The 17,516-nt window shown below is 33.1% G+C and carries 10 protein-coding genes; all 10 read right to left on the bottom strand.

Going from position 1 to position 17,516, the window contains the following annotated elements:
- Positions 1–51 precede the first annotated feature (51 nt).
- A complete protein-coding gene (locus E4T68_RS03585) occupies positions 52–2,394 on the bottom strand; it encodes an SP_1767 family glycosyltransferase (RefSeq protein ID WP_228099235.1) in 2,343 nt (780 codons plus the stop codon).
- A gap of 15 nt (positions 2,395–2,409) precedes the next feature.
- A complete protein-coding gene (locus E4T68_RS09245) occupies positions 2,410–2,580 on the bottom strand; it encodes a hypothetical protein (RefSeq protein WP_167753798.1) in 171 nt (56 codons plus the stop codon).
- A 1-nt stretch (position 2,581) separates the two neighbouring features.
- Entirely contained in the window at positions 2,582–3,907 is a 1,326-nt protein-coding gene (gtfB, locus tag E4T68_RS03580) for an accessory Sec system glycosylation chaperone GtfB (RefSeq protein WP_167753797.1), read from the bottom strand.
- On the bottom strand, positions 3,904–5,412 hold the full coding sequence (gene gtfA / locus E4T68_RS03575; protein WP_135124201.1) for an accessory Sec system glycosyltransferase GtfA: 1,509 nt from the start codon (positions 5,410–5,412) through the stop codon (positions 3,904–3,906). Before gtfA ends, gtfB begins: the two co-directional genes overlap by 4 nt.
- Before the next feature lie 25 nt (positions 5,413–5,437).
- Complete coding sequence (gene secA2, locus E4T68_RS03570) at positions 5,438–7,804, bottom strand: accessory Sec system translocase SecA2 (protein ID WP_135124199.1); 2,367 nt, start codon at positions 7,802–7,804, stop codon at positions 5,438–5,440.
- Positions 7,805–7,809: 5 nt separating this feature from the next.
- On the bottom strand, positions 7,810–8,775 hold the full coding sequence (gene asp3, locus E4T68_RS03565; RefSeq protein ID WP_135124197.1) for an accessory Sec system protein Asp3: 966 nt from the start codon (positions 8,773–8,775) through the stop codon (positions 7,810–7,812).
- Positions 8,772–10,334, bottom strand: a complete 1,563-nt coding sequence (gene asp2, locus E4T68_RS03560) for an accessory Sec system protein Asp2 (RefSeq protein ID WP_167753796.1) — start codon at positions 10,332–10,334, stop codon at positions 8,772–8,774. Before asp2 ends, asp3 begins: the two co-directional genes overlap by 4 nt.
- On the bottom strand, positions 10,331–11,860 hold the full coding sequence (gene asp1 / locus E4T68_RS03555; protein WP_135124193.1) for an accessory Sec system protein Asp1: 1,530 nt from the start codon (positions 11,858–11,860) through the stop codon (positions 10,331–10,333). Before asp1 ends, asp2 begins: the two co-directional genes overlap by 4 nt.
- 14 nt (positions 11,861–11,874) lie before the next feature.
- Entirely contained in the window at positions 11,875–13,113 is a 1,239-nt protein-coding gene (gene secY2 / locus E4T68_RS03550; protein WP_167753795.1) for an accessory Sec system protein translocase subunit SecY2, read from the bottom strand.
- Between the two features lie 109 nt (positions 13,114–13,222).
- Positions 13,223–17,516 (bottom strand): LPXTG cell wall anchor domain-containing protein (locus E4T68_RS03545; RefSeq protein ID WP_135124189.1); only part of this gene is annotated, 4,294 nt, incomplete at its 5' end.

Here is a 17,516-nt window from a genome sequence, read left to right as displayed (position 1 = left end):
TTTCTCCTATTCAGTCTATATATTTATATTTCTCAATTTATATAGCCCCCATTAACATTTACATAAATGTAATTTTGCCATTATTTCTTTATATTTAACCATATTCCCACTTTTTTTATAAATATCTGCATGAAGAGTTAAGCGCCATAGATATGCATTCTTTTCTAAGGAGATGTCCATACCTTTTAATGTAAGCAATGTAATTCTCTCTTCAATACTTTCAAGTGGGTATACATCAATCAAAGAACTATGCCCTGTAATGCTATTTTCATATTTTCTATGGAAATAAATTGATTCGTTAAGAAAAGCAATTTTTTCAGCCATTAGATAGACTTTGTACGTTGTATAATCATCTTCCACACGCTTACCAACAGGATACACAATATGATTCAACAAAGATTTTTTATACAATTTTGCCCAAGGCACAGTAAAACATTGGCTCAAGCACCATTGTGGTTGATATTCTTCTTTAAACCATTCTGCAACAGTATACGTTTTCTCAAATATATCATTTTGATGAATATGAAACGCAAAAGTATTCTTATTTTGATGATAAGCCGTAAAGTTTCCAATTGCAATATCACTATCTGTTTTCTTTAGCAATGTATGTAATTTTTCGATATGATTGATTTCTAACCAATCATCACAATCAACAAATAAAATGTACTCGGAATCAATATGTTTTGCAATACTCAGCCCATAATTTCTAGCCTCTGCTACTCCACCATTTAATTTATGATGAACAAATACACGCTCATCTTGTTGTGCATATTCCTCGCAAATTTGGGCAGAACTATCCGTTGATCCGTCATTAATAAGCAACAAACGTATGGAAGCATATGTCTGTCTTAAAATACTGTCTATACACGTTCTTAAATACTTTTCTGCATTATACACGGGAACAATGACCGTGACCACTTCTTTTTGTTCATTTATCTTTTCTGGTAAATGCTCTTTACCTATTTGATAAACAATTTGAGAGAGATAGACTGAATCATAATGATACGTAATATGTTCATCATGATTAAATTCTGCTGTATGCTTGTTTGAAAGTTTAACTTTAGTTTCTGCTCCCATTTTATACCATTCATATTCAGAATCAATGTGACCAATATCTATAGTGCGATACCCTTCTTGGCTAAGATGATACGATAAGACTTTTGCTGTTGGACCTAACATAAGTAAAACGAGCTTATGTTTGCCGTGTTGACGAATGGCATGTGCAATCTCTTCATAGTAACTAAATGCATTTTTAGGGGGGCAAATAATTCTTTGAATAGAGCGTGCATTATCAAATAAGTCATTTCCTACTCCAGAACGTGATGAAACACCTTCTACAATAAGAATATCTTTATTATCCCAAATTTTCTTTAATTTACCAAAATATTGCTTAGACGCACTTTTGTCCACTAAATCAATGTAAGGTCTAGAAATAAATGTACTCCCATACCAAGATGCAGCACACACATAATGATATACATCAGAAAATTTAATAAGATGCTCTTTCCAAAAATTCATGGTAAAAGGCTGATAACGCTCTTGCTGTTCAAACACATCAGGTAAACATACCAAAAAGTTTGGTGTGCTTTGTTGACTTAAAATATTGGCAAGTTCGCAAGCCAATGCTGCATCATATTCTTGGTAAGGAATAGAATGCCCTGCAATAATATCAATCTCACCATCTCCAAAACGTGCCACTGAACTATTGTGTGCTAAAATATAATCCAAACTATCATGAATTGGTTTTACAGAAAAAGAAAATTGTTCGTATTCACCGGGGTATTCAGTTCGCATAATATATTTTGAATCATTAATATAAACTGCTTTAAATTGTTTGTCAGTATATAACTGATACAACTCATTTAGTAAGTCTGAATACTCAATGCTTGTTATATATTTATTGAATAGTTCACTAGAAAATAATTTCGCCCACGGCATTGCATAGCATTTATTCAACCAAAATTTCTGTTCAACCTGAGCATGCTCCCATTGTTCTGGCGTGTAGATGTTTTCTGCATACTGATCTTTATGAATATGGAATGCGTATGCTCCAGTTTGATGATTGTATAATGTAAAATTTGTTATTGCAACATTTACATGATGTTTTTCCAATGTTGTCATTAATTGCTCTAAATACAATTTATCTAAAAAATCATTTGGGTTTATAAAGGTTGCATACGGTGTATCGAGATGTTCAAGTTTATATACAACGCTATGGGAATAGCGTTGTATAAGTTGTTTGTAAACAACTTGATTTTTCTCGTTTTTTAGTGTATCAATGATAATCACTTTAAAATCTTTAAAAGTTTGTTCCTCTAATGAGTTCAAACAATTTTCCAAATAGTTTAAGCTACTCTGTATATATATTGGAATAATAATAGATATTTTTTTCATCTGTTCCCCTCACATTCACATAAATAAACGTAACAAGCTGGCAATTAAACCTAATAACACACCTATTATTAAAATAATTTGCATATTAAAGTTTTTTTTCTTCTTTTTCTCTTTTGGTACTTCATATCGTGCCTCATTCATTTGCTCTTCAATTGCTTTTTCCAAAATATTTTTTTGCTGGCTCATACTAATTCTCCCATATACGATGATAGTCTTCACTGCTTTGATGATCAGAAGATGTGTATTGTGCATTCAATAAATTAATCATTTCTTCTTTATTTGTGTGAATATGTTGCAATGTTGCAATCATTTCATGAACATCTTCTGGATTAAAGATTAGTGCATCATTAATATACGATTTATGATGTACGGTATTAGAAAAAGCAAATAATAACATATTATGCTCAAAGGCTGTTCTAAGCGCTGATACAACTTCGTCATAATGATTAATATCTAAATAAATATCACATGTTGTGTTTAATTTATGTATATTAGCCATTGTCACATTTGGGAAAAGATGGACATTAGGATAAGATTGTAATGCCATTAAATGACTAGACATTTCTGTTAATGCTGCAATGTTAAAATAATACATTGGTAAAGATTGAATTAATGGTTCAATTTGCTCAATTTGATCTGAATTTGTGTAAATTAAAATCGTTGGTGTTAGTGTATTTTGACGTTTAATCGGATAAATGTTCCCGATAAATTGACATTTCTCTTTTTGTTCAGCATTCATCAATTCATTTAAACGTTGATAAACGCCTTTATTTTGAACGAGTACTCGTGTTAGGCGATTGCAATTTTTTTGTAGAAGGATTTCCATATTGCCCGGTATTTCATTTTGAATATTTTCCTGCCATACTAATGTATCTTCACCTGTTTCTTTTAAATAATACGCAACTAAAAATGGTTCCGCCAATGAATTATAAATAATTTTATCTAAATTAAATTGAGCATTTTTTAAATAAAAGTGAATAAATTCTATCCTATTCGCAAATAGTCTGACATGTTGTCCATCATTTAAACTTAATGTACCTACTTGATGATTTTCAACTAAAATTTCTTTTTCATCTTGAGTATAGTAAGTCGTATTAATTGGTTTAGTATCACTTGTAAAAATAGTTTGTGCAAATCTCCAACCATACTGATTGTATCTATCTATACTTCTGACTTTTCCATTCATATCTAACCATTCAACTGTTTGAATTAAACGTAAATGTTTTGGAAAAGCGTATCGGATAATGGCACGAACAACTCCAAGGTCCATTACTTTTGCCTCGTGTTGATTGCCTTCTATTTCCCAGTAGTCTGGTACTTTTAATTGATTGTAATATAAAGGTTTACCGCTATGCTTTTTATTCTCTGTATAGTGACGAAATGGAGAATACACGTGTTCAGGTAAAAATCCGTTATCTTCAATCACAACGACTGGGCAATTCACACCAATTTGATTTAATGAATAGTGCAAATCTTGGCTCTCTTGATTATAGTGTTGGTACAAACAAATCATGCTTTCTCTCCTTTCAGTACACGTAACCATTTTTGTTCAGTTTCACTTGTCAAATAGTGTTCAGCAATACGATAAGATACTTTTTGTGCATACTCCAAGTTATGTTTCGTCAGCAATTGAACAATTTTTTCAGATAATTGTGTCACAATATCATGCCAGTCCATGTCGTCTGTTTTGTCAATCAAATAGCCGTTTTCACCATTTTGAATAAAGGTTTGATTTCCATAGCGTACATTAAATCCAATCATAGATAACCCTGAACCTACTGCCTCTAATAATGTTAAGCCAAATCCTTCACTCGTTGAGGCACTTACATAAGTTGTATACTGTTGATAAACATCGCTTAAATCTTGATGCCCTTTTAGCTGAATGTAATCTTGAGCGTTATATTCTGTAATTAGTTGTCTTAAAGCATCAGATTGTCCACCCTCACCATAAATATCAAATGTCAACTCTGGAATACTTTTTTTAGCGTTTGCCACAGCGTGAATTAACCAATCAATATGTTTTTCTGATGCTAAACGTGAGGCAGTTACTAGTGCATAAGGTTTTCTTGGTGTATCCATACCTTTTAATGTGTCTAAACTACCAACAGGCACTTCATAAATAGCAGGTATGAATGGTGTATATTTTTCAAACTGTTGCACTAGTAAGTCTTTTTGAGCTTTAGTAGCAGTAATGAAAAAGTCTACTTTATCTGCATTTGTAAATTGGTAATCATAATAGTTATTCCATAAAATTGTGTCTTGTGTAACAGAATTTGCACTAAAATGTTCAGCATGAACAACAATCCCAAGGCGTGCTGGCTTACAGTATTGAAAAACAGCTTGCCCTGTTCCTGTTGAACGGTCTAAAATCACAATATCTTCTTTAGTCAAACACAACTGTTTCATAAAATATACCATGAATTCTTCTTTAGAGTATAAAATTGTTTTTTCATTCATTCGATAAATAGATTGTGCTCCGTCTATTATTTCTTCATAGGCAACACTACCGTCCTCATTAAAAAATCGACGTTGGTATAAACATGCCTCATTATTTTTAGGTGCATAATATTCTGAATAAATTTTTGTATATGAAAAATAGTCTTTTCTAACTAAAATACCATTAACAACGTATTCTACACGTTCCACTTTAGTGGTACTATTTGGTGCTAAATATGCTGTGAAAAAAACGTTATGGTCACTATAAATATAGCGAACGATTTGTTCTGTTCTTTCAATTCTAGGTTCTTGTGTATATGGAATAGTTTTGAGAAAATCATCTAATGTATATGTTGTCGGCGCAATGTTAATATCAGTAAAATAAGTATATAACCAAATCACTTCTTCGTCTAAAAAACCTATATTTTGAGTCAAATGTTGAATGTTTTCCCTAATCATATCTGTAAAAATAAATTTTGCAGGTTGCTTTAACTGTCTAAACACCCCTGCTCGATAGACTTGTGCATATTCTACACCACTACTTGCCCACCCTATACCAAGATTAATATTATAAATGGTCATCTTTGCTTCCCTTTCTTTATTTAATTTACACAAAATGAATACTCAAACGATCATCTTGAATAGTAATTCTACTTAACATAACATTTTTTAATATATTATATTTAATAACATTCTTCATATCATCAAAGGCTATGTATGCCTCTTTTTTGTATTCTTTTAACGGATCTTTTTGAGCATGTGTTCGTGATACCATCATCGCTCTTAGTTGTTGTAAATAATCTACTTGTCCAATCCAACTCTCATCCATTGCTTTGATAACACATGTGCGATAAAAATTTGTAATATTTTGCGAACTTTTTAATAATGTTTCTTTTTTTGTTAGTTCTTGTTGGATATAGTCCATTAGAAATTGCTTTACGTCCAGTTTGTTTTCTACATTTAATGACTGTAATAAATGATGTTCAAATTGATAACTCATGTTATCTAAAATATAACGCTCAATATTTTGTATTGTCAATGGTACTGTTTGATCAATAAAATTGTCTATCACGGTTTCAAGCGTGTTTTGGATAGGAATATGACTTTGTTCAATTAATATATCTCTTTCTTTATAAAGAAGATTTCTTTGGACTTTAACTGACTCATCAAATGCCAATGCCATAGCTCTGGCTCCACGCCCTTTATTTTCACTCACTTCTTGTGCTTGTCGAATAGCACGTGCAATACGTTTAGCTTTCAATTGTCTAGGATGATGAGAATGTGCTGTTTTGGATAATTCTTTATAGTGTTTTATTAGCCATTTTGCACCATTTTTGACAATAACATCATCTTCTAGTGATACAAAGAATTGACTCATTCCAGGATCTCCCTGTCGACCAGAACGTCCTCTCATTTGTAAATCAACACGTGGGTTAGTCATTTTTTCAGTTCCTATAATAGCTAATCCTCCTAATTCTTGCACACCTTTTCCAAGCAAAATATCTGTTCCTCGTCCTGCAATGGGTGTTGCAACCGTTACTGCTCCAAATTGACCGGCATCTTTTATAATTTCCGCTTCTTTTGCAACATTATATGCATTCAACACATTGTGTGGAATACCTTCCATTAATAATAATTGAGAGTAAATAGCCGAAATATCTACATTGGCTGTTGCAATAATAATGGGCTGTCCTTTTTGGTGTAATTGCTTTACCATCTCCATTGAAGCGTATAGTTTTTCTGGCAATGTTGGAAAAATTTTATCAGGATAATCAATTCTAATAACTGGTTTATGTGTGGGAATGACAACAACTTCTAGTTGATAGGTTTCAATAAATTCATCTTCAGCAACCTTACCTGTTCCAGTCATTCCTGACATTTTTGGAAATAGCTTAAATAGATTTTGGTAAGTTATCGTTGCCATGGCTCTATCGTCTGTTGTTATTTTAACATGTTCTTTTGTTTCAATTGCTTGGTGTTGCCCTGATTGTAATTTAACGCCTTTAATAACGCGTCCATCTTGTCTATCAAGTAGCTTAATTTCTTTATCATCAATAACATAGTCTTTATCTTTTTCAAATAACAGATGTGCTTTTAAAGCCAGAAGAATATGCTGAACAAGTTTAATGTTGTCATGTGTATAAAGATGCTTTTCTAAAAAGAATGCTTCTGCTTCTTTCATTCCTTTTTCGGTTAACCATACGCTTGTTTTTTCTTCATCTACTTTATAATCTATTTCTTTAACTAAAGTTAAAATAAAATCATTGCACATCTGGTACAAATTTGATTGCACTTTAGGTGCTCCAGAAATGACTAGTGGTGTTTGGGCATTATCTAATAAAATAGCATCAATCTCATCAATAATAACATAATGAAATGGGCGTAAAAATTTATGTTCAGGACTGCTGGCTAAGTTGTCCATCAAATAGTCAAAACCAAGCCCACTATGTGTTGTATAGACAATATCACAATTATAAATTTTTCTTCTCATTTTAGGTGTTAGTTTCTTATCATCGTATTGAGCAATATTACCAACAGTTAATCCCATGAAGGTATATACTTTACCCATTTCTTTTGCATCTCTGTTTGCTAAATAATCATTCGTTGTAACTAAAATAACACCTTTTCCAGATAAAGCATTTAAGTAGATTGGCATGGTAGCTGTTAATGTTTTTCCCTCACCTGTTTTCATCTCAGCAATATTTCCTTGATGTAAGACAATTGCACCTAATACTTGTACATCATAAGGATACGTACCTAGTATACGTTTTGCTGCTTCACGAATACTGGCAAAGGCTTCTACTAGTAAATCATCTAATGTTTCACCTTTAGCTAGTCTGTCTTTAAATAAAACTGTTTGATATTGCAATTCTTCATCACTTAGTTGTGCCATAAAGTCAGACAAAGCATTAATCTTTTTTAAGATTTTATTCAATTTTCTTAGTCGACGTCTATCAATTAAGGCATATTTCATGACTACTATTCCTCTTTCTGTTTATGTAATGGTAGATACTTCAAATGTAAACTAGTGTCAATAAGTGGTTTTAAAATTCCCATGTTATCTTGTATATTTTTGTAAATGTACACATAGTGGTAATCTGTTGTTTTTAATATATCTTGTCCCTCTTGAATATGTAGCATCTCTTGATAATACTCCACATTGCCTAAATCATCTGTGATGTATACATAACTATTTGCAAAAATCGTTCCATAGTAAAGGGCTAAAAAATTGCTAATTTTATCATAACCAACTAGTTTCACATGTGTTATGGCATAATGCTTTTTTAGTTGATGAATACGACTTACAAAATCAACGCTATTTTCTTGTGTTAGTATATCACTGACAAGCCAAACATTCGTTAAGTTTTTAGCCAAATGATTGTATACACTAACAGAGTGGTTGATGTTTTCCAAAAAGATAATCGTTATTGTGTCGTTTGCTTTATCTGGTTGAATGAGTTTATTTACTTTTACATCTGATTGTTGTCTTAACTGACGAGAACACTCTTCATTTTCTTGAAGTACTAATGAGTGAAAATCAATCCGTTTGCACCCAGCATTTATCAATTGAATACGGTATTGGTAAGTCTGTTCAGGAACGTTAAATTGATTAGTGGATTCTTTTAAAATGACAAAGTCTAATTCATGTTCATAGCGGTCAAAAAATTTTATACCTATAAAAATACTGTTTTGGGGTACACAGGTCATATTTGCAATCAATTGATAAGTTTTTCCCGGAATTAATAGAGGAAGAGGCGATATTCTACGTGTAGCTTGATAGACTCCATGAGAAATCCATTCTTGAACAATCGTTCCAGATGTCATTAAATTATTTTCAAAAATAATACTACCGTCTTTTTGATATTCTAAATGTGTTCCGTATAAAAAACTTGCTCCCCCTTTACTCCACTGTATTACTATCGGGGCTATCATTTGATGTGTCATTCAAAAGTACCTCCAAAATCTCGTTTTATAATTTCTTTATATTGTGTGAAAAACCAGTTTGTAATGGCAGCACTATTATCATTATGTCTACCTATCCAACCATTGCCATAAATCTTGATAGACTGATGTCCTACACGTTCAATCATGTTATAATATGCGCTTGGATCATAGTCGTCATGCTTCATGTATGATGTTGCAATCATGGTGTTTTGGAATGTTGAAGATGAAAAATGTGTCCAAAATCTTTCGTCTAATTGTTTAATATGTTCTTGACTAATTCCACCTGTATGTAGTTTTAACACATCAAATGATGTATGAAATTCATTTGGCCTTAGTTTCTGTGCTACACCAGCAATACTTCCAACATTAACTAATGGTTTTCCAATAATAATGGCATAGGGCGAACATTGACTTCCATAGTATAACGCACCAAATGTTCCCATAGATAACCCAGATAAAATCATATCTTTATTGCTGAAATTCAAGTATGTCAAGCATTCTTGAATAACAGATAATATTTTCTGTTCAAATTCTGGGCTTCCCATGTAAAAAGCGCCACCTTCTAAACGAGGATCTCCGAATAATAAGAATGGATGTCCTAGACTTTTCAACATCCAGTATCCTTCAAATCCTTCGGCTGGACGAAACCCTGAAAAATAAATATTTAAAGGTGGTTTTAAGTTCCCTGGATTAAAGTAATAAATAAATTCTTGTCGCTTTTCGTCACTATAGCGTTGTCCACCCAAAATAAATTGCCCATAAGTCAAATTGGAAAATCTATGATGTAATGCTCCTATTTGGATTGTTCCTTCCCCTTTAACCCATAGAGAAAAACTTAAATATCCTCCATCTTTTTCATCAAAAATAGTCGGATTTTGCATATCTTCTTGATGAAGTGTCCACTCTTTAATGACTTCATTTCCACCCATAGCAATTAGTTGAACATGTAGTTCTATCTCACAAGTGTGCTCACACATGTATTCTAACCATATTTCCATAGCCACATTTTTGTCTAGCATCACATTATATTTCCAAAAACAAATAGGAGATAAGTCTTGTCCAAATTGATGCGTTAGACTTAAATAGGCGGATCCTTCATAGTGCATGTTCCCTTTAAAATTTGGTGAAATATCAATAGATGAGATAGGTAGTTTACTTCCGTATTGTCCATTAAAAAAATTTTTATGGATAATGTCAACAACTTGTTGTGGCGAATCCATGTGTAATGGTTGAGGCATTTTCTTTTTAAAGAATGCTGTTAATTCAGGAGCATGTTGGAATCCATATTGACAAACTACTGCATAGGCGTTGACTGTTTCTTCAATGTATGTCAAATCTCCCGTCACAAAGTAATCACTTAAAATGACAACATCATACACTTCAGGTACTTCTTTGTTGATGATTTTTTTCCCACGTTTTTCTTCCACAAATTTGGTAATTGGAATGGTATGTATTTCATCTGGGCGTACATCATACCAACTAATATTGTCCGGAACATGAATATTTTCTTGCCATTCAACTGATCCTATATGTAATATTTTCTTTTTTTTCTTTTTCATGTTGTCTGCCTCATTATTTTTTTCCATTCTTCCACGATTTTATCGTCTGTATAGGTTAGTAATCTGTCTACTGAATAAACTAATGCTTCATTCCAATGCTTCAATCCGGATAGATAATATTCCAAAGCCTTTGGCAATTCGTCACTACACTCAATAATATAGCCATTTTTTTGATGTATCACATATTGTGAGGTTTTCAAATTAATTTGTGGAATTCCTGCACTAATTCCTGCAATTTGAATAAAAATATCGGGATTTTCTTGCATATCAACAATCACACGAACTGTTTCAAACACCAAAATAATATCTTGTTCTTCTTTAATGCCAACAAGGTTGATACGCTTGCTATACCATGTTAGAGGTTCTTTTGTATCGTCTAAAGATGTTTCTTCATCTTCTTCATAATCGACAGGGAACGTGTCAAGTATGGTAGTCAACATCTGTTTATACTGATTTACTTTTTCAAGATTTCTTGTCACGATAACTAGGTCTATTTTGTCATTGTTTACCATCATCTGAGCTAATGTATAAAAGAGTTCTAAGATAGTTTCATCAGATAAAGTATCAATCACTAAACAAACTTGCAATTGTTTCAAACGCTGACTTGTTCCTAATCTCAAACGTGTATCATAAGGCGGCAAATGATAGATAGACTGATTAAATTGTGGAAGTTTCTCTTGAATTTGCTCTCGTTTAATTTCAGTATCTGCTACGATAAATGGTGTATTTTCCCATTCATTTGTTAATGTTAATAATTCTATTGGATATCTATCTAAGAAAAAAGAAATACCTTTTTTGATATGTGAGAAACAATTTAAATATAAATCGTGATGATGTGGGTGAGCGGCGATAATAAGGTAATCTTGGTCTGTTTGTAGACTTAAATGTTCACTTGTCAATATATCTTGAATAAGTTCTTCTAGGTCAGCATATATTAATTGTGAAAATTTACTTGCTTGATTTGGATTGACTTCTATATAATGTTTATCACTTAATAAATGTTCCCGAATACACCAATCGCCAAAAGAATTCATATATTCTTGATATAATGCTATTCTATTCTCATCATAATAAATAATACTGGATAAAAAACCTCTATCGTCAAATAGATATGTTTTGCCTTGTGTACCAAAAAAATCTACTGATGCGATTTGTCCAGCATCATTAAGTATAATATTAGCAATAAGTTGATTGTGTTGACGTGCTGAAATAAGAAATGGTGTGTAGACAAATTCAGTGTGTTTGTCCCAATCAAAATCATCAAGTTGAATAATACGTTGAATGGGGGTGTTTTGAGTGTCTTGAATAATGTCAAAAATAGGTAATACTGAAACATCTAATAAATCTTGACGATGTAAAAAGTGTCTAAGTTGTGGAAAATAGTTTGTCACAACTACACACAACTTTTCGTTCGCTTTTTTGAACATACGAATTTGATTGATTGTATCGTCAAACTCTATTTTATGATTATCAAGCATTCCCCATTTTTTGTAATGACTATACCATGCTGGAATAAAATAAAACATCTCACATCTCCTTTCTATTTTTCAATTATATCATCTAAAATGGTTTTGTATTTGTTTCCAATAAGTAAAACATCTATTTCTTCTAAAACAACAAGTGTCAATCCCGTTATTAACATAACTGAACCCGGCAAATAGTATAATTGAGAGGTTGTTTGTGTTAATAGACCATACAATAATGGTGCTCCTGCTAAAATTGTAATATAGGTTGCTCCAAATATTGACATGTGCAACACAAGTTTATTCAAATAGTGTCTTGTTTCTTTTCCTGGTTTAACGTTGTCAATATAATCTCCATTTTTTTGAAGTTGTTCAGCAATATCATCTGGATTAACATTGAAAAATCCAAAGCCTATTGTTAGGTAAAAAATAATAACTAGATAAATAGTTAAGCCAAATCCTGTTTGAACATTTAAGTGTCTAACTAACCAGTCTAATATGTTATTATTTTTAAAGAAATAGGATAAGATATAGACTAAATATTGTGGCAATGCAAATAAAGTCAAAGCATACATAATAGATAATCCCCCGGATGAATTAACTTTAATTGGCAAGTATGTTTTTTCTCTATAATCACTATCAATACCTACTCTATTTAAAGGTATTCTATATTCTCCTTTATCCATTAATATACATAATAATATTGCTAAAATAATAAGGAAGATAACAATACTTAGAATAATATACTCTTTAGCAAATAATAATTCAAGAATTTGCTTCATTAGGTTAGAAAGAACATTTATCAATATTATAATAGACATTCCACCTATACCATATGCTATATTCATGCTACATAACCACATAAGTACACACATTCCCGAAATTAAACTCAACATGATAACACCATTGATAATAAAATCTGGTATTCCATTTATTTTAACGCTATTAATATTCAACATGATATTAAGTGCCTGAATAAGTGCAATGATAATTATAACTATCATTCTAATACCATTTATTTTTTGTTCAGGCATTTTATCTATATCAACTATTTTCTGCATAGTGACTAATCTCCACAAAATCATACCCGACATGTATGGACCTAATCCTAATGTAAATAAGTTAATCGTATTATAGTTTCCAGCAGTTAATTGACTGACTTGTGCTAAAAACTCATTAACATGGATATGATCTTTGCTAAGCCCAGGAACTGAAATATGTGTTCCTAATAAATAAATGCTCAAGATTAATAATGTTACTAAAGATTTTCGAACAGCTGGATATTTATGCAGTTGTTTTCGAATGTACTTTATCATACCAGTTCTCCTATATTTTTTATATTTCATGTATACCTATAAACACGTATAACTAACTGGATAATATTATCCAGTTAGTTATTTTATTGTGTTTATATTGCCTTTAATCTTATGCGTCTAGTTCGTCTGTTTCTTCATCTTGTCTTTTTTTCTTTTTAAGTAAAGCACCTGCTCCCAGTAATGCTAAACCAATTAAGCCTGTTTGGCTAGCTTTTTCTTCACCGGTATGTGGCAATCTACTTTGTGTTTGACTTTCTCTATGAGATTCAGATTGACTTGGTAACTCACTTGTACTTAGTGATGTGCTTAATGACTCACTTGCACTTAATGATGTACTTAATGACTGACTAGCACTTAGTGAGGTACTAATTGATTCGCTTGTGCTTATTGATGTACTTAGTGATTGACTAGCACTTAACGATGTACTTAATGATTCACTCGCACTTAGTGAGGTACTCATTGATTGACTAGCACTCACTGATGTGCTTAATGACTCACTTGCACTTAATGATGTACTTAGTGATTGACTTGCACTTAACGATGTACTCATTGATTGACTCGCACTTAGTGAGGTACTTAATGATTCACTTGCGCTTAGTGATGTACTTAATGATTGGCTTGCACTTAGTGATGTACTCATTGATTGACTCACACTCACTGATGTACTTAATGATTGACTAGCACTTAACGATGTACTCAATGATTGACTAGCACTTAGTGATGTGCTTAATGACTCACTTGCACTTAGTGATGTGCTTAATGATTGACTCGCACTTAGTGATGTGCTTAATGACTCACTTGCACTTAGTGATGTACTCATTGATTCACTCGCACTCACTGATGTGCTTAATGACTCACTTGCACTTAGTGATGTACTCATTGATTCACTCGCACTCACTGATGTGCTTAATGACTCACTTGCACTTAGTGATGTACTCATTGATTCACTCGCACTTAATGGTGTACTCATTGATTCACTTGTGCTTACTGGTGTACTTAATGATTGGCTTGCACTTAACGATGTACTTAATGATTGACTTGTACTTAATGATTGACTCACGCTTAATGATGCACTTAATGATTCACTTGCACTTAGTGAGGTACTTAGTGATTCGCTCGCACTTAGTGAGGTACTTAGTGATTCACTTGCACTTAATGATGTACTTAATGATTGGCTTGCACTTAATGATGTACTTAGTGATTGACTAGCACTTAACGATGTACTTAATGATTCACTTGCACTTAGTGATGTGCTTAATGACTCACTTGCACTTAGTGAGGTACTCATTGATTGACTCGCACTCACTGATGTGCTTAATGACTCACTTGCACTTAATGATGTACTTAGTGATTGACTAGCACTTAACGATGTACTCAATGATTGACTCGCACTTAGTGATGTGCTTAATGACTCACTTGCGCTTATTGATGTGCTTAATGATTCGCTCGCACTTAACGATGTAATTAATGATTCACTCGTACTTAATGATGTACTTAATGATTCACTTGCGCTTAATGATGTACTTAATGATTGACTCGCGCTTAATGATTCACTTAATGATTGACTTGCACTTAATGATTCACTTAATGATTGACTTGCACTTAGTGAGGTACTTAGTGATGAGCTTGTGCTTAATGACGTACTTAATGATTCACTTGTACTTATTGATGTGCTTAATGATTCACTCGCACTTAGTGATGTACTTAATGATTCACTTGCGCTTATTGATGTACTTAATGATTCACTTGCACTTAGTGAGGTACTTAGTGATTCGCTCGCACTTAGTGAGGTACTTAATGATTCACTTGCGCTTATTGATGTACTTAATGATGTACTTAGTGATTCACTTGTACTTAATGATGTACTTAATGATTGGCTTGCACTTAACGATGTACTCATTGATTGACTAGCACTCACTGATGTACTTAATGATTGACTCGTACTTACTGATGTACTTAGTGATTCGCTCGCACTTAGTGATGTACTCATTGATTGACTAGCACTCACTGATGTGCTTAATGATTCACTCACACTTAGTGATGTGCTTAATGATTGGCTTGCACTTAACGATGTACTTAATGATTCACTTGCACTTAGTGATGTACTTAATGATTCGCTCGCACTTAATGATGCACTTAGTGATTGACTAGCACTTAGTGATGTACTCATTGATTGACTAGCACTCACTGATGTGCTTAATGACTCACTTGCGCTTATTGATGTACTTAATGATTGACTAGTACTTAATGATGTGCTTAATGATTCGCTCGCACTTAACGATGTACTTAATGATTGGCTTGCACTTAGTGAGGTACTCATTGATTGACTAGCACTCACTGATGTACTTAATGATTCACTCGCACTTAATGATGTGCTTAATGATTCGCTCGCACTTAGTGAGGTACTTAATGATTCACTTGCACTTAGTGAGGTACTTAGTGATTGACTAGCACTTAGTGAGGTACTCATTGATTCGCTCGCACTTAACGATGTACTTAATGATTCACTTGCACTTAATGATGTGCTTAATGACTCACTTGCGCTTAGTGATGTACTTAATGATGTACTTAATGATTCACTCGCACTTAGTGAGATACTCATTGATTGACTAGCACTCACTGATGTGCTTAATGACTCACTTGCACTTAATGATGTACTCATTGATTCACTTGTACTTAGTGATGTACTCAATGATTCACTCGCACTTAGTGAGGTACTCATTGATTCACTTGTACTTAATGATGCACTTAGTGATTCACTTGTACTTAATGATGTGCTTAATGATTGACTCGTACTTAATGATTCACTCGCACTTAGTGATGTGCTTAATGACTCACTTGCGCTTATTGATGTGCTTAATGATTCGCTTGCACTTAACGATGTACTTAATGATTCACTCGCACTTAGTGATGTACTTAATGACTCACTTGCACTTAGTGATGTACTTAATGACTGACTCGCACTTAGTGATGTGCTTAATGACTCACTTGCACTTAGTGATGTACTTAATGACTGACTCGCACTTAGTGATGTGCTTAATGACTCACTTGCACTTAGTGATGTACTTAATGACTGACTCGCACTTAGTGATGTGCTTAATGACTCACTTGCACTTAGTGATGTACTTAATGATTGACTAGCACTTAGTGAGGTACTCATTGATTCGCTTGTGCTTATTGATTGACTAGCACTCACTGATGTGCTTAATGACTCACTTGCGCTTAGTGATGTACTTAATGATTGGCTTGCACTTAACGATGTACTTAATGATTCACTCGTACTTAATGATATACTTAGTGATTCGCTCGCACTTAACGATGTACTTAATGACCCACTTGCACTCACTGATGTACTTAGTGATGAGCTCGCACTTAACGATGTACTCATTGATTCACTCGTGCTTAATGATTGACTCGCGCTTAATGATGCACTTAATGATTCACTTGCACTTAGTGATGTACTCATTGATTGACTAGCACTTACTGATGTGCTTAATGATTGACTCGCACTCACTGATGTGCTTAATGACTCACTTGCACTTAATGATGTACTCAATGATTCACTCACACTTAGTGATGTACTTAATGATTCACTCGCACTTAGTGATGTACTTAATGACTCACTTGCACTTAATGATGTACTTAATGATTGGCTTGCACTTAACGATGTACTTAATGATTGACTCGTGCTTAGTGATGTACTTAATGACTCACTTGTGCTTAATGATGTACTCATTGATTGACTTACACTTAGTGATGTACTTAATGATTCGCTTGCACTCAATGATGTGCTCAACGATTGACTCGTACTTAGTGATGTACTTAATGACTCACTTGCACTTAGTGACGTACTCAATGATTGACTCGTACTTAGTGATGTACTTAATGACTCACTTGTGCTTAATGATGTACTCAATGATTGACTTGCACTTAGTGATGTACTTAATGATTCGCTTGCACTCAATGATGTGCTCAACGATTGACTCGTACTTAGTGATGTACTTAATGATTCACTTGCACTTAGTGATGTACTTAATGATTCACTCGCACTTAGTGATGTACTTAATGATTGGCTTGCACTTAACGATGTACTTAATGATTCACTCGTACTTAATGATGTACTTAATGATTCACTTGCACTTAGTGATGTACTTAATGATTGACTCGTACTTAACGATGTACTTAATGATTGACTCGTACTTAACGATGTACTTAACGATGTACTTAATGATTCACTTGCACTTAGTGATGTACTCATTGATTGACTAGCACTCACTGATGTGCTTAATGACTCACTTGCGCTTATTGATGTACTTAATGATTGGCTTGCACTTAGTGATGTGCTTAATGATTCACTCGCACTTAATGATGCACTTAGTGATTGGCTCGCACTTAACGATGTA

Origin of the sequence: Granulicatella sp. WM01, assembly GCF_004570605.1 — a bacterium.
GTDB lineage: Bacteria > Bacillota > Bacilli > Lactobacillales > Aerococcaceae > WM01.
This window is presented reverse-complemented; position numbering and strand designations above follow the sequence as displayed.

Coding starts and splice junctions, on each gene's coding strand:
- E4T68_RS03585 (WP_228099235.1), bottom strand. CDS start 2,394: ATGAAAAAAATATCTATTATTATTCCAATATATATACAGAGTAGCTTA.
- E4T68_RS09245 (WP_167753798.1), bottom strand. CDS start 2,580: ATGAGCCAGCAAAAAAATATTTTGGAAAAAGCAATTGAAGAGCAAATG.
- gtfB (WP_167753797.1), bottom strand. CDS start 3,907: ATGATTTGTTTGTACCAACACTATAATCAAGAGAGCCAAGATTTGCAC.
- gtfA (WP_135124201.1), bottom strand. CDS start 5,412: ATGACCATTTATAATATTAATCTTGGTATAGGGTGGGCAAGTAGTGGT.
- secA2 (WP_135124199.1), bottom strand. CDS start 7,804: ATGAAATATGCCTTAATTGATAGACGTCGACTAAGAAAATTGAATAAA.
- asp3 (WP_135124197.1), bottom strand. CDS start 8,775: ATGACACATCAAATGATAGCCCCGATAGTAATACAGTGGAGTAAAGGG.
- asp2 (WP_167753796.1), bottom strand. CDS start 10,334: ATGAAAAAGAAAAAAAAGAAAATATTACATATAGGATCAGTTGAATGG.
- asp1 (WP_135124193.1), bottom strand. CDS start 11,860: ATGTTTTATTTTATTCCAGCATGGTATAGTCATTACAAAAAATGGGGA.
- secY2 (WP_167753795.1), bottom strand. CDS start 13,113: ATGATAAAGTACATTCGAAAACAACTGCATAAATATCCAGCTGTTCGA.